We start from the raw sequence: 25,816 nt of genomic DNA on the forward strand, positions 1-25,816 counted from the left end.
ATCCGAGGCCCCCATGTTCCGGTCCCTTTGCGCCTTTCTCGTCTGTCTCCTCCTGGCCAGTTGCACCAGCCAGCCACCCGAGGGGCCGCGGACCACGAGCGCCGCGCTGCAAGCGCCTCAGGGCGCCTGGCTCTCTCGGTTCACGCAGGAGTGGCAGGGTCGCGCCGACGGCGCCTCGGGGGTGAAGATCATCGGCAACGGCATCGACGCGCTGGCGCTGCGGCTCGGCCTTGCGGAGCAGGCGGAGACCAGCATCGACGCCCAGTACTACCTGCTGCACAATGACGAGTCGGGCCGGCTCTTTGCAGATGCGCTGCTGCGCGCCGCGGACCGAGGCGTGCGGGTCCGGCTGCTGCTCGACGACATGGACACCCGCGGCTACGACGAGGCCACCCACGCGCTCGAAACCCACCCCAATATCGAGGTGCGGCTGTTCAACCCGTTTTCCCGCGCGCATGGCAAGGCACTCTCGGCACTGTTCGAGTTCCGGCGGATCAACCGGCGCATGCACAACAAGTCGATGACCTTCGACGGACGGATGACCATCGTCGGCGGGCGCAACATCGGCGACGAGTATTTCTCGGCGCGCGAGGAGTCGAACTACGACGATCTCGACCTGCTGGCGGCAGGGCCGGTGGTGGACGAGGTGGGGCGCACCTTCGACAGCTACTGGAACAGCCGCTACGCCATCCCTGCGTCGCAGGTGATCACGCCGGAGGAGGACGGGGCCGACCTCGAAACGGTGCGCGCCACGCTGGCGCAGCATCGGCAGCGGATCGCGCAAACGCCCTACGGCGGCGCGCTGCTCAGCCACATCGCGACGCTGAAACGGCAGCCGCCGCAGCTCACCGCCGCCCGGGCGACGCTGCTGTCGGACCCGCCGGAGAAGGCTGCGGGTGACCTGCCGGCGTCCGAGACCTTCGCCGCCTCGATGCTGCCCTACGTGAACGCGCTCGAAAGCGAGTTCCTCGTGGTCTCGGCCTATTTCGTGCCGCGAGACAGCGGCACCGCCCTGCTCCGCTCGTTGGAAGCGCGAGGGGTCGATGTGACCGTGCTGACCAATTCGCTCGATGCCACCGATGTACCGGCGGTCTATGCGCATTATGCCCACTCGCGCCGCGACCTGCTCGAGGCGGGCGTCGACCTCTGGGAGCTGAGGGCCGAAAAGGAGCGCCCCGACCGCACCCTCTCGGGGCTCGGCCTGTCGCGGTCCGCGCTGCACGCCAAGGCCTTCGTGCTCGACCGCAAACTGCTCTTCATCGGCTCGTTCAACTGGGACCCGCGCTCGGTGCGGATCAATTCCGAGATGGGGATCCTCGTGGAGTCCCCTGCCCTTGCCGCGCAGGCCGCGACGAATTTCAAGAAACTGCTGCCCCAGGCCGCCTTCCACCTGCAGCTCGGCGAGGATGGCCGGATGCAATGGCTCGAACATGACACGGGCAGCCGCTGGCGGCTCTACCGTTCCGAGCCGATCCTGTCGCAGATGCGCGCGACCACGGCCTGGCTGACGGGTCTGTTACCGATCGGCGGGCAACTCTGAGCCTGCTCGCGTTGACATCCCCGCCTGCATCGTCCCCACTCCGGCAAAGCCTGCCCGGAGGATGACAAGGTGCCGATGAGGGATACGCCGTTCCAGACACTCGTGCTGTCCACGATCTTCGTGCTGGCAGCCGGAACGCTGCTGGTGCTCGGCCGGTCCATCCTGCTGCCGATCGTCACCGCGACGATCCTCGTCTACCTGCTGGAGTCGGTGGCCGGCGCCCTGCGCCGCCTGCCCGTGCTCGGGCATCTTCCGCTCGGCGCTTTGCGTCTGCTGCTGCTGGTCTTCGCCGCGGCGGTGGTCTTCGTTCTGGCGGCGGTCTTCTCGGCAACGGTGCGCGAGATCATGGCGGTCGCCCCGACCTACGAGGACAACCTGCGCACCATGGTCGACGGGATCGCGGGCTATTTCCATTTCGAGAACGACGAACTCTGGGAGCGTGTCACGGCCGAGACTGTCGGGCGGATCGACTTGCGGCGCTTCTCGCTGGCGGTGCTGGGCGGCTTCACAAACCTTGGCTCGGTGGTGCTCATGGTGATCATCTACGCAGCCTTCATCACCGCCGAGCGGCGCTCCTTCCAGCGCCGCCTGACCGCGGGACTGCGCTCGCCCGAGCAGAGCGCACGCGTGCTGGCCGTCGTCGGCGCCATCAACGAGAAGATCAGCCGCTACCTTGCCTTCAAGACGCTGATCAATATCGTTCTGGGAACGATTTCCTACGCGATCCTATGGGCTTTCGAGGTGGACTTCGCGCTCTTCTGGGCGGTGGTCATCGGCGTGCTCAACTACATCCCCTACCTCGGCTCGCTGTTGGCCGTGGCCTTTCCCGTGGCGCTGTCACTGGCGCAATTCGGCTCGATCGGGCTCACCGTCGGGCTTGGCGCCTCGCTGACCGCGGTGCAGGTGACGCTGGGCAATATCATCGAGCCTCGGCTGATCGGACGGCAGCTCAACCTCAGCCCCTTTGTCGTGCTGCTTGCACTGGCGCTCTGGACGACGCTCTGGGGCATTCCCGGCGCGATCCTCGCGGTGCCGCTGACCTCGATCCTCGCCATCGTGCTCGCGAGCTTCGACAAGACCCGCTGGCTCGCCCTGCTGCTGGCCGAACGGGTCGACGTGCCGCCCGCCCCCGAATCCACACCCCGGCACGGCGAACTTCCCGAACGTTAACGGGAGGTTGACAGAACCGTGATCACGGGCGCACCGTCGAGGCACCGGCCCTGCGCCGGGTGTTATTCAGGGAATTTGGAAATGCAGCATTGGCTTATGTGGATCATCCTCGGTATCGCAAGCATCCTCGGCGGGCTGTTCGCGCTGTTTAACCCCTTTGCCGCCTCGATCGCGGCGCAGACCATCGTTGCCTGGTTCTTCCTGATCATCGGCGTCGTGCAGGCCATCAGCATCTTCCGCGTGACCCGCATGAAGGAGCGCCTGCTCGCCATCCTGCTGGCCCTCATCTACCTCTGGCTCGGCATCAGCTTCCTTGCAAACCCGCTTGAAGGGCTGATCTCGCTGACACTGGTCGCGGCGATCATGTTCCTCGTCAGCGGCGTGGCCAAGGTGATCTACGGCTTCTCCGTCGCCGAGGGGCGCTACAAGCTGGCGCTGCTGATCAGCGGCGCGATTTCGGTGATCCTGGCGATCATGATCTTCACCAACTTCCCGTCCTCGGCGGCCGTGGTGCTGGGCGTGCTTCTCTCGGTCGAACTGCTGTCGACCGGTGTGGCCCTCGTCGCCTTCGGATTGGTGCTGAAGCAACACCCCGAGCTGCGCAAGCCCGCGGTCTGAGCCGCGCACCCGCGTGTCCCGTCCGGCCCCTACGGGCCGGACCTATCCCTGCGGAGGGGTTTCGGCAGCGACTTCCGCCGGGAACCGCTTGCGGCATTCCGCCTGCCCCGCTGCGGCATCCCGGCCGAGCTGCGGCAACGCCGCCGAGATCTCGTCGAGCCGCCGGTGCAATTCATAGGGGTTCACCGGAACGCGGCGGGTGACCGGCTCGGTGTCCGTGCGCCAGCAATAATGCGGGTGCTCGTGATAGATCCCGCAGAGCTGCCAGCGCCGGCGGGTCTCCCATTCGGTAACCGTGGTGTAGCCGCGCGCCAGATCGCGCGAGATTCGGCTCTGCTCCTGCAGCGCATCGGCGTAAAAGCGCGCTGCCTCGCGGTTGCAGCGCTCATATGGCGTGCCGCAGGCCGCCAGCGCGAGACAGGATATGAGCAAAAACCGGCGCATGTGGAAAAGCCTAGCTGCGAACGCCCCGCCGGTCGAGCGTCACTTTTGCGGCGTATCGGCGCTGGACCGCACGTTCCCGTGACCTACCTGCCCGTCAAAGCAATACAAGGAGACAGACGATGTTGGGACGGATCGGGATCGCGCTCGGCCTCTGCGCGGGCATCGCCGGCTGCAGCGAGACGGACAGCGGTGCCCCCGGCGGCACCACGGACAGCTGCGGCGCCGCGGCCTATCAGAGCCAGATCGGCCATGCGGTCAGTGACCTCGAGCTCACCCCCGGCGCCAAGCTGCGCATTCTGGGGCCCGGTCAGGCGATGACCATGGACTACCGGGCGGACCGGATGAACATTGAGACCGACAGCGCCGGACAGATCCTGCGGGTGTTCTGCGGCTGAGCCGAAAACGCGCTAGAACGCGCCGGATAACACATTGGTTCCGGAGAATATTTCTGGAACCATCAAGCCTCTCTCACGGTTCCTTTATCGAAACACCACGGCGCCACAAGCGCCGGACCAAATCGGAAGGGAACTGAACATGCGTACTGGATCCATTGTCGCCCTCGTTGCCGCCGCTGCCGTCGTGATCGGCGTCGGCGCCTATATGATCGATTTCGACGTCACCAAAGAGGGCAGCCTGCCCGACGTGGACGTCTCGGTCGACGGCGGCGAGCTGCCCGAGGTCGATGCCGAGGTCGGCTCGGTCGAGGTCGGCACCAAGACCGAGGAAGTGACCGTGCCGGATGTCGACGTCGAGGTCGACACCAAGGAAGCCGAGGTCACCCTGCCCGACATCAAGGTGACCCCGCCGGACGAGAAGAACGACGGCTGATCGCTCAAGCGATACCAAGGTAAATAGAAAAGCCCCTCTCCAGCCACCGTGGAGAGGGGCTTTTCCATGTCGCTGGCAAACCGGCCTAGCGCTTGCGCCGTTTCACATTGCCGCCGCGCTGGCCGGGTCGGCCTGCGGTCGAGCGTCCCTTGGATTTCACCGCCGCCTCCGAGGCGGCCTCGACCGCCGACTGCCGTGCCAGAGGGTCGTCGTGGATCGCCAGATCCACCGCCTCGAGCCGCTTGACCTCGTCGCGCAGCCGCGCAGCCTCTTCGAACTCGAGATTTTCGGCGGCCTTGCGCATATCGGCCCGCAGCCCCTCCAGCACCGCCTCGAGGTTCGAGCCCTGTTGCTTGGGATCGATGGTCGCGGTGACGCGGTTCATATCGACATCGCCCTGGTAGAGACCGGCGAGGATGTCGTCGACGTTCTTCTTGACCGTCGCCGGGGTGATGCCGTGTTCCTCGTTGTAGGCCTGCTGTTTCTCGCGGCGGCGCTCAGTTTCGGCCAGCGCCCGCTCCATCGAGCCGGTGACCCGGTCGGCATACATGATCACCCGCCCCTCGGCGTTCCGCGCGGCACGACCGATGGTCTGGATCAGAGAGGTCTCGGAGCGCAGGAAGCCTTCCTTGTCCGCATCGAGAATGGCCACCAGCCCGCATTCGGGAATGTCCAGACCCTCGCGCAACAGGTTGATGCCGATCAGCACGTCGAAGGCCCCGAGCCGCAGGTCGCGCAGGATCTCGATGCGCTCGATGGTATCGATATCCGAGTGCATGTAGCGCACCTTGATGCCCTGCTCGTGCAGGTATTCGGTCAGGTCCTCGGCCATGCGCTTTGTGAGCACGGTGCAAAGCGTGCGGTAGCCGTCAGCCGTCACCTTGCGGATCTCGTCGAGCAGATCGTCGACCTGCATCTTCACCGGGCGGATCTCGACCTGCGGGTCCAGAAGGCCGGTGGGGCGGATCACCTGTTCGGCAAAGACCCCGCCCGCCTGCTCAAGCTCCCAGTTCGCCGGGGTTGCCGAGACGAAGACCGACTGCGGCCGCATGGCGTCCCACTCCTCGAATTTGAGGGGGCGGTTGTCCATGCAGGAAGGCAGGCGGAAGCCGTGCTCGGCCAGAGTGAACTTGCGCCGGTAGTCGCCCTTGTACATGGCACCAATCTGCGGGACCGAGACATGGCTCTCATCGGCGAAGACGATGGCGTGGTCGGGAATGAACTCGAAGAGCGTGGGCGGCGGCTCGCCCGGCGCGCGCCCCGTGAGGTAGCGCGAGTAGTTCTCGATGCCGTTGCAGACCCCGGTCGCCTCCAGCATCTCGATGTCGAAGTTGGTGCGCTGCTCGAGCCGCTGCGCCTCCAGGAGCTTGCCCTCGGCGACCAGCTGGTCGAGCCGCTGGCGCAGCTCCTTCTTGATCTGGATGACCGCCTGCTGCATCGTCGGCTTCGGCGTCACGTAGTGCGAGTTGGCGTAGACGCGGATGCGCTCGAAGCTGCCGGTCTTCTCGCCGGTCAGCGGGTCGAACTCGGTGATGCTCTCCAGCTCCTCGCCGAAGAACGACAGTTTCCACGCGCGGTCCTCAAGGTGGGCGGGCCAAATCTCCAGCGAGTCCCCCCCGCACCCGGAACGCCCCGCGCGAGAAGCCCGCGTCGTTGCGGCGGTACTGCTGCGCCACCAGGTCGGCGATGATCTTGCGCTGGTCGTACTCACTGCCGGCATGCAGGTCCTGGGTCATCGCGCCATAGGTCTCGACAGAGCCGATGCCGTAGATGCAGGACACCGAGGCGACGATGATCACGTCGTCGCGCTCGAGCAGCGCCCGGGTGGCCGAGTGGCGCATCCGGTCGATCTGCTCGTTGATCTGGCTTTCCTTCTCGATGTAGGTGTCCGAGCGCGGCACATAGGCCTCGGGCTGGTAGTAGTCGTAGTAGGACACGAAGTATTCCACCGCGTTGTCCGGGAAGAACCCCTTGAACTCGCCGTAGAGCTGCGCCGCCAACGTCTTGTTAGGGGCAAGGATGATCGCCGGGCGCTGCGTCTGCTCGATTATCTTGGCCATGGTGAAGGTCTTGCCGGTGCCCGTGGCCCCGAGCAGCACCTGGCTGCGCTCGCCGTCCCGCACCCCCTGCGCCAGCTCGGCGATCGCCGTCGGCTGGTCGCCGGCCGGCGAGAACTCGGTCTGCATGCGGAAGCTGATGCCGCCCTCGAGCTTTTCCCGCGTCCGGACGTCCGGCGCGGGGGCGTGCATCATCGGGGCGGTCTTGTCGGAATGGGCATAGGGCATGGGGGTCATCTCCGGGCGCCTGCAAGACGTGTCGCGCCGCACGGCAATTTCAAGGGGTTTCGGGCTCGGTCGGCAGAGGGACTCGCTCCCGGGCGCATGGTATTTTCACGGAATGTTCCTCTTCTTCGGGCAAGACGCAAGGGTTCGAGAAGATTTGCCGCACTGCCGCGCCGCGATCTCTTGCCCCGGCAGTATAAATTCCCGATAACGCCAATGAATGTCAGGAGGGATTCCATGCGCGCACGGATTTACCAGCCGTCCAGGACGGCAATGTCGTCGGGACAAGCCAAGACGAGGGACTGGATTCTCGAGTTCTTCCCCGCCTCCCCGCGCGAGGTGGACCCGCTGATGGGCTGGACGTCGTCCTCGGACACCCAGAGCCAGGTGCGTCTGAAGTTCGACAGCAAGGAGGCCGCCCTCGCCTATGCCGCCGAACACGGCATCGAGGCGCAGGTGAACGAGCCCAACAAGCGCAAACCAAACCTCCGCGCCCGCGGCTACGCCGAAAACTTCGCAGTGGATCGCCGGAGCGCCTGGACGCACTGAGGGTGTAAGAGACACCTGAATTTTTCCTATGGAAGGCTAAGTCTTTCCCGGGATCTACATCTAGGGCGCCCACTGGGCGCCCTTTCCACATCTAGCGCATGCTTGCAAAGCGCGCGGCTGGGCGCATGGTCCGGCGCAAGGATGCTTCACCAGAGGAGGACCCCGATGGCAGGCAAGGCTCTGAACAAGAAGAACCTCCTTGAGCTGGGTGCCGACACGCTGGCCGACCTGCTGCTCGAGGCGGTGAAGGGCGACGCGGCGCGGCAGCGGCGGGTGCGCATGGCGCTTTCCGCCGATCTGGGGCCAGAAGCGATCACTGCCGACGTGCGCAAACGCTTCGCCTCGATCCGCCGCGGCCGCAGCTTCATCTCCCGCAAGGCGCAGAAGAAGCTGGCGCAGGAACTGGCGGAGCTGACGACGCTCATCGAGACCAGCATCGCGCCCGATGCACCGGACGCGGCCTTCGATCTGCTCTGGGCGCAGCTGCAGCTCGCCGCCGGCCTCCATGAGCGTACCGACGACAGCTGGGGCACCATCGGTGACGTCATGCGCGAGGCGATGGCGGCGATCAGCCAGCTGGCTCCCAAGCTCAGCAAAGACCCCGAAGCGCTGGCCGACAGCGTCTTTGAGGCGATCTCGGACGATGGCTACGGTGCCTTTGACCATGCCGTACCTGCACTGGCGGAGGCTCTCGGGAACGCGGGCCTGTCCCGCCTGAAGGCGCTGGCCGAAGCGGCCTGCGAAGCGCCGCTGACCGATGCCGACCTCGCCCGCTACGATTTCATTTCCGACCGCGATGCCCGCACCGAGCGCGCCCTTGCCGGGCGCAATCGCACGGCTGAGATGATCCTGCAGGACGTAGCCGATGCCGAGGGCGACGTGGACAGTTGGCTGGCGCAATACACCCCCGAGCAGCTGTCCTACTCCACGATCGCTCCCTCCGCCGCGACCCGGCTGCTGGCGGCGGGCCGCCCCGAGGACGCGCTGCGGCTGATCGAGACCGCCCTGTCCGGCGAAAGCGGCGATCCGTGGTTCGACACGCCCGAACTGGACGAAGCGCATTTCGCCTGCCTTGAGGCACTCGGTCACAAGGACGACCTGCGGGCCGCACTCTGGTCCCGCTTCGAGCGCCGTCTCTGCCCCGACGCGCTGCGCCGTCACCTCAAGCTGCTGCCCGACTTCGAGGACTTCGAGGCCGAGGACGCGGCGCGCCGGATCATCCTCGCCTACAAACCCGTCGAAAAGGCGCTGGCCTACTGCCTGCAGGCCCCCGACCTGCCGCTGGCGGCTGAATTGATCGACGCCCGCAGCGAGGAGATCGACGGCGATGCCTATGATATCCTCACCCCGCTCGCCGACGCCCTCGTCCCGTCTCACCCGCTCGCCGCCGTGCTAGTGTGGCGCGCGATGATCGACTTTGCGCTAAGTCGGGCGCGCTCCGGGCGTTACGGCCACGCCGCCCGGCACCTGATGGACTGTGCTGCCGCGGACGCCGAGATCCTCGACTATGGCATCCATCTGCCGCACGCGGACTATCTTGGAGCGCTGCGCAAAGCCCATGTGAGAAAATCGGCCTTCTGGGAGCGCCTGCGGGAAGGGTAACCCCCGCGGGTCATCACGTGGTCGGCAGCAGCCCTTGATCGTCCCTGAGCATTTGATCTGCGTATCAAGATCCGCCATTTCAACTCGTTCCTGGCTGGGATCAACTGTCCGCGGCTTTAAGGCTTGCCGGGCATCCAGCAGCATCGCCGCGACGATGCATGACGGCACTGAGCTCAAGACTTCCAATTGCTCGATACCGACGCCCGCCAAGCCCACGCAGTGCTCGGTCAGATGCATACCAAGTCCGATGCCAACGACGCTGCAATGCTGGCCGATCCCGCGCGGACGGGCTTCTACCGGAAGGTCGAGGTTAAGAGCCGACATGCGCAGGAGCGTCGGGCCCTGCTGGCCGCGCGCGACGCTGCGATCGGCGCTCGGCGAAACGCGGAGAATACAATCCGGGCCCTGCTTGCCAGCTTCGGGTTGCGAGTTCCGGCTCAGCCCCGAACCTACGAGGGCCGCATACACGCAGCTCTCGAGGGACACGACGCCTTGGCTCCCATCATTCTGCCACTTCTGGCGGTGCGCACGGAAGCCCTGCGACAGGCAGCGGCGCTGACCAAGGAGCAGGTCCGGCAGGTGAAGGTGTCAGACGCTTGCATGCGCCTGATGACCGTGCCCGGCGCGGGCACGGTCACGGCCGCGACTTTCGTGGCGACGATCGCCGCGCCGGGGCGCTTTGCGAAGTCGCGCTCGGCGGGGGCCTACGCCGGACTGACCTCCCGGCGGCACCGGTCGGGGGCAATCGACTACGGCGGCCGTATCTCCAAACACGGGGACTGATTGCTGCGGACCATGCCATACGAAGCAGCCAACTCCTTGCTCTGCCGAGTAAAGCTCGGACGAGGAATGGCGCTCAAGAACTGGGTGATGGCGGTAAAGCAGAGAACGAGCCACAAGAAGGCCGTCGTCGCCCTGGCACGCAAGCTGGCCGTGATGATGCACGCGATCTGGACACGTGCCGGCGTCTTCGAGGGGCGGGAGGCATGAGCATGTCCAAGACCTGACCCATCGGGACGCGCTACACGGTTGCCGCGTCGGCCAGAGCGGCAGGCAACCGATCGATCCCGTGAGATCTACCGGCGGACCTTACCGGGTACCGCGCATATCACCTAGGGACGTCCGAGCCTTGAACGCCGAGATGAAGCTCCTTCGTGGATGACTTCGGAAAGAACCTTGCAGGCAGCCGACCGGAACGACGAACTGAGCGAGCGCGGGGGATCAATCAAGGAACCTACATTCCCATGCGGCGCGGCTTCATCCACCTGGTCGCGATCATGGACGGGGCGACGCGCCGGGGTCTTTCCTGGCGGCTCTCAAACGGTCCGGTATGCGTCCGCCATGGGTCCGAGGCCCATGCCGGACGGACACCGAGTTCTGCATTGAGGCGCTGCAGGATACCTTTCGGCGAAACAGACGGGTCGAGATCTTCAACACGGATCGGGGCCAGCGCTTCACGCAACCCTTGCTGGACGCGACGGTGAAGGTCTCCCCTCTCGGCAGATTGCTTCGCAATCGCCTGCCGGGGAATGCATGGGGTCGGGGGCGATGGATGGACAACGTCATGATCGAACGCCTATGGCCGTCCGTGAAATACGATTGCGTCTACCTTCACGCCTTCGAAACCGGGTCCGCGGCCCGGGCAGGCATCGGCAAGTGGATGACCTTCTACAACACCGAGCGCCCTTTTCCGCATGTGCAGGCAGAACACCGGCCGAGGCCCATCAAGGCCCTGACCTACAAGCGGCAGCATGATCAAAAGGCAAGCCTAGCTGCGCCGCAAACCTGTCCGGGAAATGGGGGCCACCTCAGTCCAAACCCTTCCTTACGAGGCGCCATAGGCCGTCACATCATCATAGTGCGACGATGAAACCTGAACGCATGGGTATCACGGCGCCGCACCTCGGCAGCGCAGGATGGCATAGAACCGGGATTGCGACCCCGAGAGATCGAGCCGCCCATCAGCGCGGAGACGCAGCCATTTCTCGCCGACATCATTGCGGACATTCCCGCCGATCACGCGGATACGGCTGTTTTCTATCTCGGTCACGATATCACAGTGGGTGGCGTAGGATTGGCCGGAATCGATGTTGTCGTAGGTCGCCCCGCTGTCCGCGCGCGATGCGCAAACGAGGTCGCCGACCTCGGGCGCCACTTCTGTCGGCCTGTAGGCCCAGAACGGGCTCGCCGAGTTCGACTGGAGCCGGTTGCGTTTGCCCTGCGCAACATAGACATAGTGGCCTCGCGAGTAGCGGAAGGCCGCCCCGGCACCCGCTGTGCGCATGCAGTAGCTGATGAAGACCGCGCTCCAAGGGTGCTTTGATTGCCAGGCCGCGTTCTGCAATTGGCTGGCGCTAACCGTTCCGTTGACACCATCGCGGTAGTAGCGCTGCAGGTGTGGCGTGGCCGCGGCCTGTGTTTCCTTGAGGTTGGTCCCGCCGGCGTGCCAGATCCTCCATTCGGCTTCGGCGGCCTCGGCGATCCGCTGCCCAAGATCTCTGCTTGGCCCAGTCGACGGCACGCCAGCAGGGGATCCGGACTGCAGCAGGGCGAGTGCAGCTTTCGTAGCCAGATCGGCGATACCCGTCGGCTGGATATTCACCCCGCGCTGAAACGCCGACACCGCACCTTCCGTGGCGGGGCCAAAGGCACCGTCCTGCGCGATCCGAGCGCCCGCCCGGATCAAGAGCTGCTGCAGGATCTTGACCGGACTGCCCCGGTCGCCCCGTTTCAGGACGGGGCCTAGCGCGAATGTGGTGATGTCGAAAATCCGGCCAGCAAAGCCCGGGGCCTCGCTCTGCAGAAGCGTCTCAAGCGTCGAGAGGCGCGAAGGAGCAACGCCGTTGGTGTCGAGTCCCGGTTCGCCTTCCTCCCAATCGGCTTCGCTTTCGTAGAACTCGTCGTAGTGGTCGAAGTCCTCGGAACCGGCCTCGGGAGGTTCGCTCTCTTCGCCCGCCTCTCGCTCGAGGTCGAGCCAGGCCAGGTTCTCGCCCCGGCCGCTTCCGTAGTCCGAAAGGTGGGAAAAATAGTCCGAGGGCCCCGAGTGCTCGTGGAGTTCGCGCTGGTCGAGTGCGTAAATCGATTCCATGTCTGCGTGGCGCATCGTGCGGCTCCCTGTTCCTGAATTTCCGGTCATCGCGACACCGTCACGCGCATCCTTCCGCGACTGACGCATTGGCGACTCCGTGCTCACCAACCGGCCACCGGCCCTTGCACGCTCAAACGTCTCAAACGCTGAAGAGCTCTCGCCTCGAAACGGGCTTTCGTACTCCGAAAGCAACAGGTCACTGTCCAACTGAGGCACGATGACGGCCCTCCTTGTCCTCAGCCCTATGCACGCGCCGGCATCGCGTTGCCGCGAATGTCAATCGATCTGGCTCGCGCCTTCAGGTCCTTGCCACTGGCCGCCGCCCATTCGGTGATGACGCGGCGCGAGGCATTGCCGATCTGCCCGGGTCCACTCTGGAAGAAGATGTTGGTCGTCGCCGGGCTCGACACGACCCCCGACTCGATCACCCGCAAGAGCAGGGACAGATCGCTTGCCATCGAGAACATCGCCGATGACCGGCTATGGGCCGACAGACCCACCCTCTGGCCAATCATCATGAGCCGGTCCTGGGCGCTCGTCGCCTCGGCTTTCAGATCCACCACGATCGAGGTGTTGAAACTCACGGACAACTGCAGCCAGCTGAGCGCCGTGGCGGCCGACAACTCCTCGCGGTCGAGGTTGAGCGCTTGGCGTCGCGACCGAAGGATGAACTGCAGCTCTTCAGCGATCCGGAAGATGCGGTCGAGGTCGGCGACATTCTGGCCCGACGTGTTGAGGCTATTTGAGATCGCCAGCCAGATTTCGTGGAGCAGTTCTTCGAACAACGCGACGAAGCTCGTGTTGGCGGCCCGCGCCTTGTGATAGCTGGGTGGAGCGTTGTCTTCGGTTCCGAAGGCAAGGTCGAGCCCGAACATCCGCCAGTAGGCGTTTCGCCGAACTGCTTCGGGGTCAGGGCGCAGCTGACTGGTCGATAGCCAGGCGGCAATCGGATTGTCTGCCCCAAAGACCAGCGTCTCCGTGATGTCGAGCCAGCGCTGGGTCTCGCGAGAGGGGATGCCGAGCGTTTCGCCGCCACGATATTCTTGAACCACCTTGCGGAAGATTTGCAGCACCCGGCTGTTCTCCAGCACATAGCTCGCACCCAGATGGTACCATGCCGGGTTATTCACCGGCGTGCAGTCCTGAAATTCCGCGAGGTTCCAGAATGCTTGTCGCGCCGTCCCGGTCGGCGCCGGCGAGGCCTGCGCCTGGCGATAGGCTTCCCAGACCTGCTCCTGGTAAAGGACAAGATCGAGCGGGTCCGCGCGAAGAACGAGTGCGGTCGCCACAGGACTCGTAAGTCCGCGCTGAGCCGCGACGCGGCCAATCATTTCGGTGATCATGACCCCAGACTCCTGATCTTGGCACTCTCATCCGCTGTCTTGATGATTTCCGGCCATTTGCTGCCGAACTCGGGCAGGGAAAAATCGATCCGCTGGTGCAGGGCGATAATGCCCTCTAGTATTTTCAACTCGCGCTCTTTTAGCGACCCGAAAACCTGCTTTGGCGCCAGATCCCGGATCGCCTCGGTGAGCGCGTCAAAGCCGTTCTCCACAGAGGTCTGAAGCGCAATCTGGTCCCGTAGGAGCGAAAGGTCGTGCTTCAGCGTCTCGACGGTCGTTTGCAAAAGGGCAACTGCCTCCGGGCTCAGTTCATTCTTGCCCGCGTCGCTTTGCGTGTATTTGGACCCGCTTTTCTTGGGGTCATCTCCTGATCTTGGATTGTTGGGCATGGTACCTCCTTCAGGCTCGCTCGGGCTGGGCGGTCAGCCAGCCTCGAGCACGTTCGATCCATCCCGAGGCCTCGGACGGGGTCTCGGCCTCGCGCAGCCCGGCGAGGGCGACAAGTCGGATACCCTCGAGCGCGCGCCAGGCCGGCGAGGTCCACAGCGCCGCACCGCCTAGTCTTTCCAGCTCGGCGAGCGCGCGCGGTGATACCCTGTCGGGCTCGAGAACCGCCGACATTGGCCGGCCGCCCAGGGCCGGCACCGGCGCGTCAAGACAGGCCCTCGCAATGCCGGTGATCTGCGCCCGAGACCTCGCCAGCAACGGCTGCAGCGTCTCGTCCGCGCGTGAGGCCGGAAAATGTGCGAGCATCGCGGCTTCCATCGCGTTCCAGGGACCCCGCTCGCCAAATGCGATGCGCGACATCGCGCAGCCGAAAAGCGTGCGCAACCAGCCGATTGGATGGGGATCGCCCAGGCGCCACGTCAGAATTGTTCGGGCGTCGCCCACCACGTCGTAGAGCGCGGCGATTGAGGCAAACCCCGTGTGAAGGAACGCGTAAACATCCGCTGCGATTTCCGAAGCCCAGGGCTGCCACATCCGCCGCAAAGGCGGATCAGAGGCCAGCGCGCGACCGATCGCAGCCTCGACAGAGGCCGCCCAGCCGGTCAGATGCGCCACCTGATGCCCGGTCTCGTGAAAGAGCGAGGTCGGTCGGTACAGATTGTGCCGCACGATCTTGATGGCAGCCACCGGCATCACCGCCCCGGGCGTCCACAGACGCACACCCGCCCTGAGGATGGAGGCGCCTGTGCCCTTGTCCTGATACACCAGGACCGGCGGGCAGGCGATCCGGGCTTCGGACAGCACCGGGAGCATGCTCGCCTTGGCCATGCGGTCGAGCGCGCCGAGCGCGCCGCGAATTTTAGGGCTCGTGCGAGAGTTGACCGCGTCGCCGAGAAAATCGAGCGTCGTGTCGACCTGACCGTAGCGTCGCCGAAACCGCTGCACCCCTGCCACCGCGCGTGGCGTCAGGCTGCTCTGGGTCCGACTGCGTCGAATGAGTTCTGCTGTCGCCTCGCCGAGCGAGATCAGCTCCTCGACAATGCGGTGCATCTGTTTGCGGAGCGGCGATCCGATTTCGCGCTCCACCGACCGCCAAGCCTCTATCGACGCGAATTCCTCGGCGTCGCGAAACGTGCGCGCCGCGCCGAGCCAGTGCATCACCTGCCGTTCCAGATCGTCGCTCAGCAGCAGGTGGGGCGAAGCGGAGTGCAGGGGCGCGTTCATTTCGGTCGGCCCGGATTGAGCGCGATCGCGATCGCGGGTTTTCCGGCAAAGGCCGATTTCAGCGCGCCGGGATTGGTCAGGATCTTGCTGGGGTTCGCAATGAGCGACAGCCCGGGCACTTCGGTAAGACGCACAGTCAGCGTAACGCCCTGTGCGGGATGCTGGACGGCGCGCTGGAAGACCTCGGAATTGTCCCGCAACCAGGCGACAAGAGCCGGCAGGGTCCATTGACGAATCCGGCGAGCCAGCCCCCCCCTTGAGCCCGCCGAGGGCCGATTTCAGCGACGACAGAGACAGCTCCTCACCGGCAAGACCCCCTAGCGCAAAGGCTTCGACCTCGCCTAGGGGACTGCCCCCCCCTGCGCTGCAAGCCGCCCATCATGCCGATCAGGGTGCGGGCAAGCGCCGCGGCGCTCGCGCTGCTTTTCATCTCCAGCGCCACGCGCTGCGCACGGCGCTCGGACAGATAGTAACTCAGGACAACCGAGCGTCCGGTGGCATCGACGTGCTGGCGGAAACGGCTGGCGTCCGCAGGCCGGCTGCGGCGGCCGGTACCGCCTTGTCCCAAGGGTTCGATCACGTAGTAGCGATCGCCGGGTTTGGAGAGGCCCGGACGGCGGGCCCGCCTCTTTGGTCCATCCGTCCCAAGGCGAGGCTCCTGCAACAAGACACCTGCGGCGGCGCGGGTCAGAGGCTGCAGCGCTGCCGTCCCCATCGCGCCATGCCTGAGACCCAGTCGGCGAAGGATTTGCGAAGGGGTCGTCCCGGACATCGCCTGAACCAAGTGCAGGCGGCCGCGGAGCGGGAAGCCAAGCTCGGCCGCACCAATAACGGCGCCCAGTGCTTCGCCTCCGAAGGCAGGCAGCGCCTCGGCCATCTGTTCGGTGATCGTGACCTCGGGCACCCGGCTGTAGCGCGCATAGGGGCGCAACTCGTTCATGCGCTGCGGGACGAAAACGCCTCCGAGGCTTGGCGCCTCTTGCAGCGACTCCTTGATCAGGCTGCTGGGGAAGAATGTCGCGACGGCGCCCGAGAACGCCTCGCCTGCGGCAATCCTCACCAGTTCCTCGTCGTCGAGAACATAGGCCTCGTTCTCGGCAAAGCGCCGCACAGTGTCTTCGATGACCGCAGCAAGCGCCTCGGTCGCCACGCGGTCTTCGTCGAGCGCGCCCTCTGCTTCGGCTTCTGCTTCGAGAGAAATCAACCTCAAGCCGGCATCGACAATTGCCCGCGAGAGCGGGTTGGAGAGCTTTGGCCCGACCCAGCGCTGGATCAGCTGGGCAATAAAGCGGGCGAGGAAGTTCACGACCTTCGGGCGCCCGACAAGCCGGATACCGATCCGCAGCGCGCCAAGGAGTGCGGGGACGAATTGCTCGATCTCTGGGGAAAGATCCTGGCGGGCCTCGGCCTCTCTGAGCTGTCGAAGCAGCGTGCCGCGGGCCTCCGCCAACTTCATCGGGCGGTTTGCCCCCTGCGCATAGTCGCTCGCCTCGTCCTCCTCGGCTTTGCCGAAACCGTCGGGCATCTCGTCATCGATCACCGCTTCGGCCACCAGCATGTCGAACGACTGTGCAAGCTCGCCCATGTCATCCAGTTGCGCGGCGAAGACCCTTGCTTCGCCCTCATCCTCGCCTTCGGCCTCGAAGCGAAGCCGGGTCGCGAGCTTGCGGGCGATCGGCTGCAGCGGCGCAGGCAGCTTGCCGATTGCAAATCCCAGCACCCGCTTCAGCAACGGGCGCACCAGACCTTTCAGACGTTTCAGAACCGGACCGAGCAATTTGGACCCAGCCTTACCGATGGTCCTGGCGACGGATTTCGCCTTCTTGGCGACCCATTTTACGGCTTTGCGCGCCTTCTTGATGAGGCCGCCGATGAATTCCTCGCCGGCCGGAGTAAGATCGCTCTGGTCTGGGTCGAAGCGCTCAAGAAACTGGTCGAGTTGCGCATCGCTCAAGGACGCGAAGTCGGTCTCGGCAATGCCCTGGTGCAGACGGTCGAGATAGCTCTCGGCCTCAAAGCGAAGTCCTTCGAGTTGCATTTCCGCAAACCGCTCGCGCTCGCCTGCGTTTTCGACCGTTTCGGAGGTGAACCGGTCCGCCACCGCCATCTCTGTCTCTTCGGCGAGACCTAGAAGCGCCTCGTCGAAAGCTTCGTCCCGGAGTTCGGCAAGAAGTTCGGCGATCAGGGCTTCACTTTCACTCGGTGCCTCTCCCCAACTGTCGTCGGCGAGGCTCGAAGCACTCTCGTTCCAGGGCGTCAGGCCGGTATCCAGAGGCGAACTGGGCTCCGAAGTTTCGCGCTGGCGTATCGGATCGCCGAAAGGCGTCTCGATCTCCATGGTCTCCCATCCCGCGCTCGTGCCGCCGAATTGTTCCATCACCGCCTCCATCCGAGTCCCCCACAGACTCGCATGCCGAGCGTGTCCAGGGCGTCAGCCATGCGTTCGCGGCCTGCGCGTGGCGTGGCGTTCTGGCGTCAGCAAATCGCGCGCATTCCGTCCGACAAGAAATCTAACAGCGTCGGCGCAACGTCTTGCCGCCGTTCAGTTGGCGTTCGCAAAGCGTCCTGTGAGAGAAAGGGCGTCGTGGTTCGCGCTAGTGGATGTGCAGGGCGCCAACCATTGCTTCGAGCCTGCGGCGCAGTTGCGGATCGGGGGCGACCCCCAGTTCTTGGACCAGCCGTGCGGCGAGCGCACGGTAGCATTGCACAGCCTGGAAACGATTGCGCTGTGCCAGATGCGCCAGGATCAGCGCCTCCGCGACCGATTCATTGAGCGGCTCAGCCGTCACTGCTGCCGCGCCGGCCTGGATCGCAAGAGCGTACTGGCCGTCCTCGCTAAGGGTCCGGCAGGCGGTCTCGAGCGCCTGGACCCGCAATAGCCGAAAGCTCTCCTGCATCGGAATGAGCCATTCCTCGTGCCACCCGGGAAGGATATCCTCGCTCAAGGCCGTGATCTCTTCGAAATCCAGCTGGGCGCCCGAGATGGCACGCAGAGCAGATGCGCGGGCCTCGGTGAGATCGAGATCGGCGTCCAATGCCAAGTCGTCCCCATTCGAGCGGATCCAACCGGCGGGAGCTTGGAAAAGCGTGCGCCGGAGGTTCGACCGCGCGACCTGGTCGGTTCGGTCTGGCCAGAGCCGCGCGGCAGCGAGGGCGCGTTCGACAGGACCGTTTGAAATCGCCAGAAGAACGAACAGCCGCCTGACGGGGATCGAAAGCCGCGCGATAGGATGCATGCCCATTGATCCCACGATGCCGAGCAATCTTCCGCTCTTGTCAGACTGCATATGCTTGGGCACCGGCCTCCTCCAATCTTTTCCACGAACAAAATGCGGCCCAGTGCCACGCGTGGCCGGAGCCAGAGAAAAAAACCGTAAAAGAGAGGTCAAATACTACAGCACATCCTCGAGCCAACCGCAAGTTTGACCCCTCGAAGGGGGGGGTTCGGCGATCATTCATTTTCCCATGCGCGTTCGCTTTCGCGAATGTGCCAAAGGCTATGAGCAGTTGCAGCGAAAGCGCGTTTTCTGAAGTGGCCCCCATTTCCCGGACAGGTTCGCGGCGCTGCCGGGCTTGCCTTTTGATCATGCTGCCGCCTGTAGGTCAGGGCCCTGATGTGCCTCGACCGGTGTTCTACCTGCACGTGCGGACTAGGGCGCTCGATGTTGTAGAAAGTCATCCATTTGCCGATGCCGGCCCGGGCCGCGGACCCGGTTTCGAAGGCGCCATACACGGTGAGACATCCGGCGCGTGCTTGTCCTCGGCAGCCGCCCGGACCAGAATCGACGGGCTGGGTGCGGCGTCCCGCCGGCTGCAGGGTGATATCGACATCCAAGACCGCGCCACACATTTGACCGGCTTCCGGATGACCTGCGTTTCACCCGCAGCCCGACCGCTGGCGCAAGGCCCACAGGAAGCAGGCAATCCACCGCCGTGATCGCCATTTTCTTCGTTTTCCTTGACATCGGGCGTGTTTGGCATGCGTCCTGCCCTCATAAGAGGGGGACCCATGACCGAGGAACCGCTGGCTGACATCCTCTTGCGCATGGCGCAGGGGGAGAGGACCGCGCTGCGCAACCTCTATTCCGAAGCCGGCCCGAAACTTTTCGGGGTCTGTCTTCGTATGCTCAGGGACAGGGCCGAAGCAGAAGACGCGTTGCAGGAGATCATGGTCAAGCTGTGGAGCAAGGCGCATCAGTTCGATCCCCTGCGCGGCCAGCCCATGTCTTGGGTTGTGACCGTCGCGCGCAACCATTGCCTCGATCGCCTGCGGTCGCGCACGGCCGCACTGCGACGTGAGGCCGCCACTTCGAACGATGCGGCCATGTTCGAGGTTGCCGACGCCGCGCCGGGGCCTGAAACTCTCGTCGAACTGAAGCATGAGGCGCGACGCATCGCCGATTGCCTCGCAACGCTCGACCCGGACCGTGCCGCCGCCATCCGGAGCGCCTACCTTGACGGGCGCAGCTATGACGACATCGCGCGCACCTTCGGGATCCCGCTGAACACCCTGCGCAGCTGGCTGCATCGCGGCCTGCGCAAGCTCAAGGAGTGCATGGACGCATGACGGAAGACGAGACCCCCGATCTCGCGGCGGACTACGTGCTGGGGCTTGCCTCGGCCGAGGACCGCGCGCGGGCCGAGGACCGGATCACCCGCGATCCGGCCTTCGCGCGGGAGGTCGAGATGTGGCAGGCGCGCTTCTCGGAGTTGAACGTCGAGTTCGCGGCCGTAACGCCCCCCCTCCGCCGTGCTGGACCGGGCCGAACACAGGCTCTTCGGGGCACCCCTGCCCCAGCGCGGCGGCGTGCTTGGCTGGCTGCGCCGGGCAGTCACGGACCGGAGGACGACCGCGGGGGGCGTGCGCAGGCGTGGAGTTGCGGTTCTACTCGGGCTCGCCGTGGCGACGGCTGTGGCGCTCGTGGCGATCTGGGGCGTCCCGCTGCACCGCCCTGGCACCCATCTTGCAGAGCTTAGTGCGCCGGACCTGCAGATCGCTGTCCGCGGCGACAGCCAACGGCTGGTCTTCCGCCGACTGTCCGATGCACCCGACCCCGAGGGGAGGTCCTATCAGCTGTGGCTGATCCGCGACGGACAGGTCGCGTCCCTCGGGCTTCTCGCCCCGCGCACGACAGAGGTGCGCGCAGAGGTGCGCGCGGGCGATGTGCTGGCGGTCAGCCTGGAGCCGGCGGGGGGATCGCCCGTGGCAGGCCCAAGCGGGCCGGTGCTGGCAACAGCGCAGGTTCCGAGCCTCTAGCGCCGCGGAATTTTTTCCACGCCTTGGTGCAACGCGGCCAATCGCGCCTTCGTATCCTCTGCAGCCCCGGACAAAACCGGCGCATTCTGGAGGAAACATCATGACCAACATCAAATGCACGTCCGCCCTCGCTCTCGGCCTTGTCGCGGCCCTTGGCTTCGCGGCCCCGGCCTTTTCCGCAAACCCGATGGTCGGCGGCGCGCCGATGTACGAGTCCAAGAACATCGTCGAAAACGCGGTGAACTCTGCCGATCACACGACCCTGGTCGCCGCGGTTCAGGCGGCCGGCCTGGTCGAAACCCTTCAGGGACCCGGGCCGTTCACGGTGTTCGCCCCGACAAACGCCGCCTTCGACATGCTTCCCGCCGGAACGGTGGAGACACTGCTGAAACCCGAAAACAAGGCGATGCTGACCAAGGTTCTGACGGCGCATGTGCTGGCCGGCGACTGGACCGCCGCCAAGATCATGCAGAAGGCACGGGCGAGCTCGGACGGGCTGGCGAACTTCACGACCGTTTCTGGCGACGCGCTATCGGCCCGGATGAAGGACGGGATGCTCTACATCTATGATGAAAGCGGCACGGTTGCCCGCGTGACGATCGCCGATGTCGATCAGTCGAATGGCGTGATCCACGTCGTGGATCACGTCCTGGTGCCCAAGTAAGCGCGCCATGGACAAGCGCGCCCGCGACATCACACCTGTCGCGGGCGCATACTGCCTCGACCTCGGATAGAAGAGAAAGGGGCGCGTGGCGCTCCTTCTTCGTCACCCGCGGCTGATCGACAGCAGACAAGTCTTGGCGAATGCAGTCATGCCGCGCCAGTTACCTCTCCGCAGCTGTCACGAAAGCTCTTGGAACCGGCCCGGGAAAGGACGTTGCGGGCCTCGCGGCCGCTCTGCGCCGGGAGTTGGCCGACACCGGAGCCCCGGGAGGCCAAACAAAATTTTGGCCCCGACGCATCCAAACGGGCGCGAGCCCGAGTCCTAGGGATATCGAAGCCGCGGAATGGCCGCGCTCGAGACCTGAGGAGACTGAACGATGCACAAGACAATTTCCGCCCTGACCCTGCTGCTGACCACCTCTGCCGCCACCGGTGCGCTGGCCGACGATCATGGCGCGATGACCGCGATCGGGCTCAGCGGCGACAAGATGCTGCACGTGATCGACACGAGCTCTGCCAAGGTGACGGAGTCCATGGAAGTGACCGGCGTCGACCGGCTTCTGGGTATCGACCTGCGCCCCTCGAACGGGCAGCTGATCGGCGTCACCGACACATTCGACATCGTCGAGATCGATCCCGAGACCGGGGCGGCCACCGTGATCTCGACCATGGACAAGGAGCTTATGATCGAGGCGGGCGCGCCGGTGATCGTCGACTTCAACCCGATGGCCGACAAGCTGCGCTTCATGTCGGGCACCACCAACCACCGCGTCGACATCGAAAGCGGTGCGGTGACGGTCGACGGCTCGCTGGCCTTCGAGGAGGCCGACATGCACGCGGGCGAGGCCCCGGCCATCGTTGCGGCGGCCTATATCAACAGTTTCGGCAAGCCCGAGAGCACCGCGATGTACGACATCGACAGCACCATCGTCGCGCTGATCCGGCAGACCTCGCCCAATGACGGCACGCTGGCCGCGGTCGGCAAGCTGGGCATCGAGGGCGCGGACCACTACGCCTTCGATATCGCCACCGATGCCGAGGGCACCAACACCGCCTGGCTCGTGGCTGCGGGTCAGTTGCACACTCTCTCGCTCGACGACGGCTCCGTGCAGGAAAGCTGGGATCTCGAGGGCGCGGGCGGCGCGATGCTGCGCGACATCACCTTCATGACCGCGGAGATGTGAGGTCTCGCCTTACGTCCATGTCGGGCGCAGGCTGCATGCCTGCGCCCGGCTCGAAGAGGTCACGCAAATCGGCCACGTCTCAGCGCGCATCCGGCCCTGCCATCTCGTGTAAATTGACAGGCCGGCAAGCGGCCTCTAGCCGTAGTCCCATTGCCGCAGCGCTAGAGGGCGGCACAGGGAGAGCAGGAAGTCACGTGACGGATCATGCAGCCTTGATCAGGGCCTGTGCCGGGGGCGACAAATCCGCCCTGCGCGGCATCATGACAGCGGAGGGCGGGCGCATGCTCGGTGTCGCGCGTCGGATGCTGGGCCGGATCGACCTTGCCGAAGACGCGGTGCAGGAGGCCCTCGTGCTGGTCTGGCGCCGGGCGCATCAGTTCGACGAGAGCCGGGGCAGCGCCAAGGGCTGGCTCTACACCATCCTGCGCAACCGCTGCCTGACCATGCTGCGCAGCGAGGACCGCGAAGTGCCGACCGAACCGCAGGCAATCGACCGCGCCTCCGAGGGCGCCCTGGTCGATGCGGCCTTCGACCGGCTGCCCAGCTCGGCAGACCTGCGCGGCTGTCTCGAAGGGCTCGACGAGGCGACCCGGCGGGCGATCCTGTCCTCCTACGTGCTCGGGCACAGCCACGGCGAGATCGCCGGCCGGCTGGCAACGCCGCTGGGCACGGTAAAGGCACGTATCCGGCGCGGCCTGCTCAAGCTGAGGGAGTGCCTGTCATGACGGACCGTTCTCTTGACCTGCTGATCGACGAGGTTGTCCTCGGGCTTGCCTCGGAGGCTGATACCGCGCGTCTGGAGGAGCTCGCCGCGCGCGACCCCGAGGTGGCGGCGCGGCTTGCAAGCGCGCGTGACCGCTTCGCTCCGCTCGACGAGACTGCCGACGACCTGCCGCTGCCCGACGGGTTCTGGGATCGCCTCGCGCCGCGGCTGGATGTATCGGAGGAGAAGCCGCCTGCCCCGGAGCGTGAAACGGCGGGTGCCGAGGTGATCGACCTTGCCCCGCTGCGCGCGCGCCTGACCCGCTGGCGCTACGCCGCCGTGACCGGGATCGCCGCCAGCCTGCTGCTGGCTTGCCTGCTGGGCTGGTCCCTGCTCATGCCATCTGACCCCTTGGTCGTGGCGGTGCTGCTGGATGACCGCGGCGAAGCCATCGCGCTTGTCGAAAGCGGCCCGGACAACACCACACGCGTGACCCTGCTCGAGCGGCCTGACGTGCCTTCGGGCCAGGTGATGCAGGTCTGGACCAAGCCCGAAGACGACGGCCCGCCCGTCTCGCTGGGTCTGCTCTCTACCGGCCTGTCGCGCGTGCTGAGTGTCGAAGGTCTGCCCGAGCCGCATCCGGCGCAGCTTTACGAGATCACCTTCGAGCCCGCCGGCGGCTCGCCGACCAACCTCCCGACCGGGCCTATCCTCGGCAAGGGTCTGGCCAAGGAGCCGGTGACATGAGGCGACAGGATTGGTGGCTCTGGGCGTGACCAAGTTGGAAACCGCCCCGGGTTTGCCGGAGACTCCAACTCCCAAGAAGAAGCATCGTCGGCAAGATCACGAACAAGCCCTCTCCTGAAGTCCGCGCGCGCCGTGCGGATGGGTCTCGACGGCGCGAGCCCGCAAGGTTCTCGGTGGCGGGCGATCATGTCGATTGCCGCGAAGATAGGCCACTCGGGACACGCTGGACGACTGGGGCAAGAAGGCCGAGGTCGACGGCGGCAGGCGCGCAGGCTTTCCCGGCGACATGGCTGAGAAGAGCAAGACATTGCCCCAGTCGGCCCGAAGCCAATGGCGAGCCGACCGCGCCACCTTGCACCGGGAGACGAACGTACATTCCTCAAGCGCACGCAAAACGCGCAATTAAGTTGCGCAATTTCCCGGATTCGGGTCACACTTCTTATGTAAATGGGTGCGGGTTTCCAAGAAGACCGACGTCTTTCAATGACAGGGGCACGACCATGAAAATGAATGACCTGCCGGACCAATTTCTTTATGCGCGCAAGGGGCCTTGGCCCCAGCCTTCTCCGTCTCACCCTCTGATCTGCGCCGACGAGGTGCTGAACATCCCGCCGATGGAAGAGTTGCTTTTCAACGAAACCATCGGCGCACGCTACCTCAAGGCGCGTGTCGGCTACCCGGCTTATGCCGCGCAATACGCGGCCAGCATGGCGGGATGGAGGGGTGTTACAGCCGAGCGGTTCAATCAAATCATGACCGAAACGCTGTTCACCCGCTTCCGCGTCGAGATGCAGGACGAGGAACTTGAGGCCTGCCGCGCGGCCTTTGCCAAGGACGACGATGGGCCGGAACTGGGGAAGGCGCTGGAAACCGGGACCTGGACGAAATACGACTTCTCGGCGATGAAGAAGATCGTTCCGCTCGACGGAATGCATGTCGCTCCCACCAAGGTCTATTTCGAGGAGGACGCGACCGGAAGGAACCTCTGCCGCGTCATCGAGGTCGATGGGCTCCTGGTCCGCGACACCGACAGCTCCTTCGGCATCGCGATGGTCTACGCGCTGCAGGGCGCGTCCTACCATGTGCTCTTCGTGGTTCATCCGGCGCTGCATTTTCCGATGAATTCGGTCAATGCGATCACCAAGACTGCCCTGCCCATGAACCACCCGATCTTTCAGATGTTCCTGCCACACAGCGCCTATTCGCTGGCGCTCGACAATGCCGTGCTGGAAAGCGCGGAGTCGGTGGTGAACAACAATGCGCAGGGTACGCGGTTCGACCCGCTGACCGGCAATGCCTACAACCTCAAGCTGCTCTTCGGGGCGGGCTATGCCGGGCTGACCGAGCGCGAGGGGTACGACCCGCGCGCCTACCCCCGCTACAACTACATGAAACCGCAAATGGCGGACAGCGAGCACCCGCTGTTCCATTCCTTCTACGGCACCTGGCTGGCGCGCTACTACGAGGAGGCCTTCCTGCCGTTCTGCAAGATCGTGGCCGACTACATCAAGGATTCCGCCAATGACCCGATGATGGAGTATACCCGCCTCTGGGCGAAATACCTGCACACCCATGTCCACGGCTTCCCGAACGCAGATCAGATCGGCGAGGGCGACACGCTGGCGAAGGTCATGGCGATCTACATGTGGAACGCGTCGGTGTCGCATGGCGGCGATCACTGGAGCTTTTCCAACCAGATCACGGCGGTCGAGAAATGCCTCCGCATCCGGCGCCCGCCGCCCAAGACCCGGACTGAAGCGGAGGTCGACAACGCCAAGGAGCGGATCTTCAGCCCCAACGACATGCAGCGTGCGGCGCTCTGTCAGTACATGTTCTTCCAGGCCTGGGCGATCGAACCCAATCTCTTCGAGACCCGCTACGCCTTGCCCGACTACGGCCTGCAACAAGCCGCCAAGGCCTTCACCGAGAACCTGAGCGCTGTGAACGCAGGCCTCTTGCAGCGCGTTGCGCCGAGTACGAGCCCGGACGGCCCCAGCGCGGTTACCAACTGTCAGCCACTGCACCCCATCATGGACGGGGACACGACCATCGTGCCCTATGAGCGGACCATCCCGCAGAGCATACAGTACTGACCGGCCCGGCACGGCCCGAGGTGAAGGTGAACGA

24 protein-coding genes and 3 pseudogenes are annotated in these 25,816 nt (G+C 65.1%); 17 read left to right on the plus strand and 10 right to left on the minus strand.

Going from position 1 to position 25,816, the window contains the following annotated elements; all coding sequences use genetic code 11:
• Nucleotides 1-13 precede the first annotated feature (13 nt).
• The 3 genes from CLG85_RS07005 (at nt 14) to CLG85_RS07015 (ending at nt 3,328) form a co-directional block, all read left to right on the plus strand.
• Complete coding sequence (locus tag CLG85_RS07005; protein WP_095881679.1) at nt 14-1,540, plus strand: phospholipase D family protein; 1,527 nt, start codon at nt 14-16, stop codon at nt 1,538-1,540.
• A gap of 75 nt (nt 1,541-1,615) precedes the next feature.
• A complete protein-coding gene (locus CLG85_RS07010) occupies nt 1,616-2,710 on the plus strand; it encodes an AI-2E family transporter (protein ID WP_095881678.1) in 1,095 nt (364 codons plus the stop codon).
• An 81-nt stretch (nt 2,711-2,791) separates the two neighbouring features.
• The gene (locus CLG85_RS07015) at nt 2,792-3,328 is read left to right on the plus strand and encodes an HdeD family acid-resistance protein (RefSeq protein WP_095881677.1); all 537 of its coding nucleotides are present in this window, start codon (nt 2,792-2,794) and stop codon (nt 3,326-3,328) included.
• A 42-nt stretch (nt 3,329-3,370) separates the two neighbouring features.
• Here the strand turns inward: CLG85_RS07015 and CLG85_RS07020 are convergent, their stop codons facing one another.
• Nucleotides 3,371-3,772, minus strand: coding sequence for an excinuclease ABC subunit B (locus CLG85_RS07020; RefSeq protein WP_095881676.1), 402 nt, complete (start codon nt 3,770-3,772; stop codon nt 3,371-3,373).
• Nucleotides 3,773-3,891: 119 nt separating this feature from the next.
• On the opposite strand from CLG85_RS07020, the gene CLG85_RS07025 reads away from it, so the two are divergent.
• Nucleotides 3,892-4,167 (plus strand): I78 family peptidase inhibitor, encoded by a 276-nt coding sequence (locus CLG85_RS07025; RefSeq protein ID WP_095881675.1) that lies wholly within the window; start codon nt 3,892-3,894, stop codon nt 4,165-4,167.
• 139 nt (nt 4,168-4,306) lie between these two features.
• Nucleotides 4,307-4,600: a hypothetical protein gene (locus CLG85_RS07030; RefSeq protein ID WP_095881674.1), complete on the plus strand. Its 294-nt coding sequence runs from the start codon at nt 4,307-4,309 to the stop codon at nt 4,598-4,600.
• Between the two features lie 85 nt (nt 4,601-4,685).
• Here the strand turns inward: CLG85_RS07030 and uvrB are convergent.
• Nucleotides 4,686-6,885: pseudogene (uvrB, locus tag CLG85_RS07035) on the minus strand (excinuclease ABC subunit UvrB).
• 234 nt (nt 6,886-7,119) lie between these two features.
• Here uvrB and CLG85_RS07040 point away from each other — a divergent pair.
• From CLG85_RS07040 to CLG85_RS07060, 5 genes and pseudogenes are all read left to right on the plus strand, one after another.
• Nucleotides 7,120-7,431 carry an ETC complex I subunit gene (locus tag CLG85_RS07040; protein WP_095881673.1) on the plus strand — a complete coding sequence of 104 codons (312 nt, stop codon included), beginning with the start codon at nt 7,120-7,122 and terminating at the stop codon, nt 7,429-7,431.
• Nucleotides 7,432-7,596: 165 nt separating this feature from the next.
• Nucleotides 7,597-9,033, plus strand: coding sequence for a DUF6880 family protein (locus CLG85_RS07045; RefSeq protein ID WP_095881672.1), 1,437 nt, complete (start codon nt 7,597-7,599; stop codon nt 9,031-9,033).
• A 186-nt stretch (nt 9,034-9,219) separates the two neighbouring features.
• Nucleotides 9,220-9,816: a transposase gene (locus tag CLG85_RS07050; protein WP_095881671.1), complete on the plus strand. Its 597-nt coding sequence runs from the start codon at nt 9,220-9,222 to the stop codon at nt 9,814-9,816.
• Between the two features lie 66 nt (nt 9,817-9,882).
• Complete coding sequence (locus tag CLG85_RS07055; protein WP_176476537.1) at nt 9,883-10,023, plus strand: hypothetical protein; 141 nt, start codon at nt 9,883-9,885, stop codon at nt 10,021-10,023.
• 242 nt (nt 10,024-10,265) lie between these two features.
• A pseudogene (locus CLG85_RS07060) lies at nt 10,266-10,788 on the plus strand (transposase); the annotation flags it as partial.
• A gap of 133 nt (nt 10,789-10,921) precedes the next feature.
• Here the strand turns inward: CLG85_RS07060 and CLG85_RS07065 are convergent.
• From CLG85_RS07065 to CLG85_RS07100, 8 genes and pseudogenes are all read right to left on the minus strand, one after another.
• Complete coding sequence (locus tag CLG85_RS07065; RefSeq protein WP_176476535.1) at nt 10,922-12,136, minus strand: DUF2272 domain-containing protein; 1,215 nt, start codon at nt 12,134-12,136, stop codon at nt 10,922-10,924.
• Between the two features lie 227 nt (nt 12,137-12,363).
• Nucleotides 12,364-13,464 (minus strand): hypothetical protein, encoded by a 1,101-nt coding sequence (locus tag CLG85_RS07070; RefSeq protein WP_095881668.1) that lies wholly within the window; start codon nt 13,462-13,464, stop codon nt 12,364-12,366.
• A complete protein-coding gene (locus tag CLG85_RS07075; RefSeq protein WP_095881667.1) occupies nt 13,461-13,853 on the minus strand; it encodes a hypothetical protein in 393 nt (130 codons plus the stop codon). Before CLG85_RS07075 ends, CLG85_RS07070 begins: the two co-directional genes overlap by 4 nt.
• A gap of 10 nt (nt 13,854-13,863) precedes the next feature.
• A complete protein-coding gene (locus CLG85_RS07080) occupies nt 13,864-15,135 on the minus strand; it encodes a hypothetical protein (protein ID WP_095881666.1) in 1,272 nt (423 codons plus the stop codon).
• Nucleotides 15,132-15,335, minus strand: coding sequence for a hypothetical protein (locus CLG85_RS07085; RefSeq protein ID WP_260348631.1), 204 nt, complete (start codon nt 15,333-15,335; stop codon nt 15,132-15,134). The genes CLG85_RS07080 and CLG85_RS07085 overlap by 4 nt, the downstream gene beginning before the upstream one ends.
• 101 nt (nt 15,336-15,436) lie before the next feature.
• Complete coding sequence (locus CLG85_RS07090) at nt 15,437-17,512, minus strand: hypothetical protein (RefSeq protein ID WP_260348633.1); 2,076 nt, start codon at nt 17,510-17,512, stop codon at nt 15,437-15,439.
• A gap of 217 nt (nt 17,513-17,729) precedes the next feature.
• Nucleotides 17,730-18,398, minus strand: coding sequence for an AfsR/SARP family transcriptional regulator (locus CLG85_RS07095; RefSeq protein ID WP_217989732.1), 669 nt, complete (start codon nt 18,396-18,398; stop codon nt 17,730-17,732).
• Nucleotides 18,399-18,719: 321 nt separating this feature from the next.
• Nucleotides 18,720-18,859 (minus strand): annotated as a pseudogene (locus CLG85_RS07100) (IS3 family transposase); the annotation flags it as partial.
• A 285-nt stretch (nt 18,860-19,144) separates the two neighbouring features.
• On the opposite strand from CLG85_RS07100, the gene CLG85_RS07105 reads away from it, so the two are divergent.
• From CLG85_RS07105 to CLG85_RS07135, 7 genes are all read left to right on the plus strand, one after another.
• Nucleotides 19,145-19,702 carry a sigma-70 family RNA polymerase sigma factor gene (locus CLG85_RS07105; RefSeq protein ID WP_095881663.1) on the plus strand — a complete coding sequence of 186 codons (558 nt, stop codon included), beginning with the start codon at nt 19,145-19,147 and terminating at the stop codon, nt 19,700-19,702.
• 294 nt (nt 19,703-19,996) lie between these two features.
• Nucleotides 19,997-20,392, plus strand: coding sequence for an anti-sigma factor domain-containing protein (locus tag CLG85_RS07110; protein ID WP_375796904.1), 396 nt, complete (start codon nt 19,997-19,999; stop codon nt 20,390-20,392).
• 100 nt (nt 20,393-20,492) lie between these two features.
• Nucleotides 20,493-21,056 (plus strand): fasciclin domain-containing protein, encoded by a 564-nt coding sequence (locus CLG85_RS07115; protein WP_095881661.1) that lies wholly within the window; start codon nt 20,493-20,495, stop codon nt 21,054-21,056.
• Nucleotides 21,057-21,432: 376 nt separating this feature from the next.
• Nucleotides 21,433-22,239, plus strand: coding sequence for a DUF4394 domain-containing protein (locus CLG85_RS07120; protein ID WP_095881660.1), 807 nt, complete (start codon nt 21,433-21,435; stop codon nt 22,237-22,239).
• A 260-nt stretch (nt 22,240-22,499) separates the two neighbouring features.
• Nucleotides 22,500-22,964, plus strand: a complete 465-nt coding sequence (locus CLG85_RS07125) for a sigma-70 family RNA polymerase sigma factor (protein ID WP_176476539.1) — start codon at nt 22,500-22,502, stop codon at nt 22,962-22,964.
• On the plus strand, nt 22,961-23,689 hold the full coding sequence (locus tag CLG85_RS07130; protein WP_095881658.1) for an anti-sigma factor: 729 nt from the start codon (nt 22,961-22,963) through the stop codon (nt 23,687-23,689). The genes CLG85_RS07125 and CLG85_RS07130 overlap by 4 nt, the downstream gene beginning before the upstream one ends.
• 500 nt (nt 23,690-24,189) lie before the next feature.
• Nucleotides 24,190-25,782: a hypothetical protein gene (locus tag CLG85_RS07135; RefSeq protein WP_095881657.1), complete on the plus strand. Its 1,593-nt coding sequence runs from the start codon at nt 24,190-24,192 to the stop codon at nt 25,780-25,782.
• The last annotated feature ends 34 nt before the right edge of the window (nt 25,783-25,816 follow it).

Source organism: Alloyangia mangrovi, assembly GCF_002300555.2.
GTDB lineage: Bacteria > Pseudomonadota > Alphaproteobacteria > Rhodobacterales > Rhodobacteraceae > Salipiger > Salipiger mangrovi.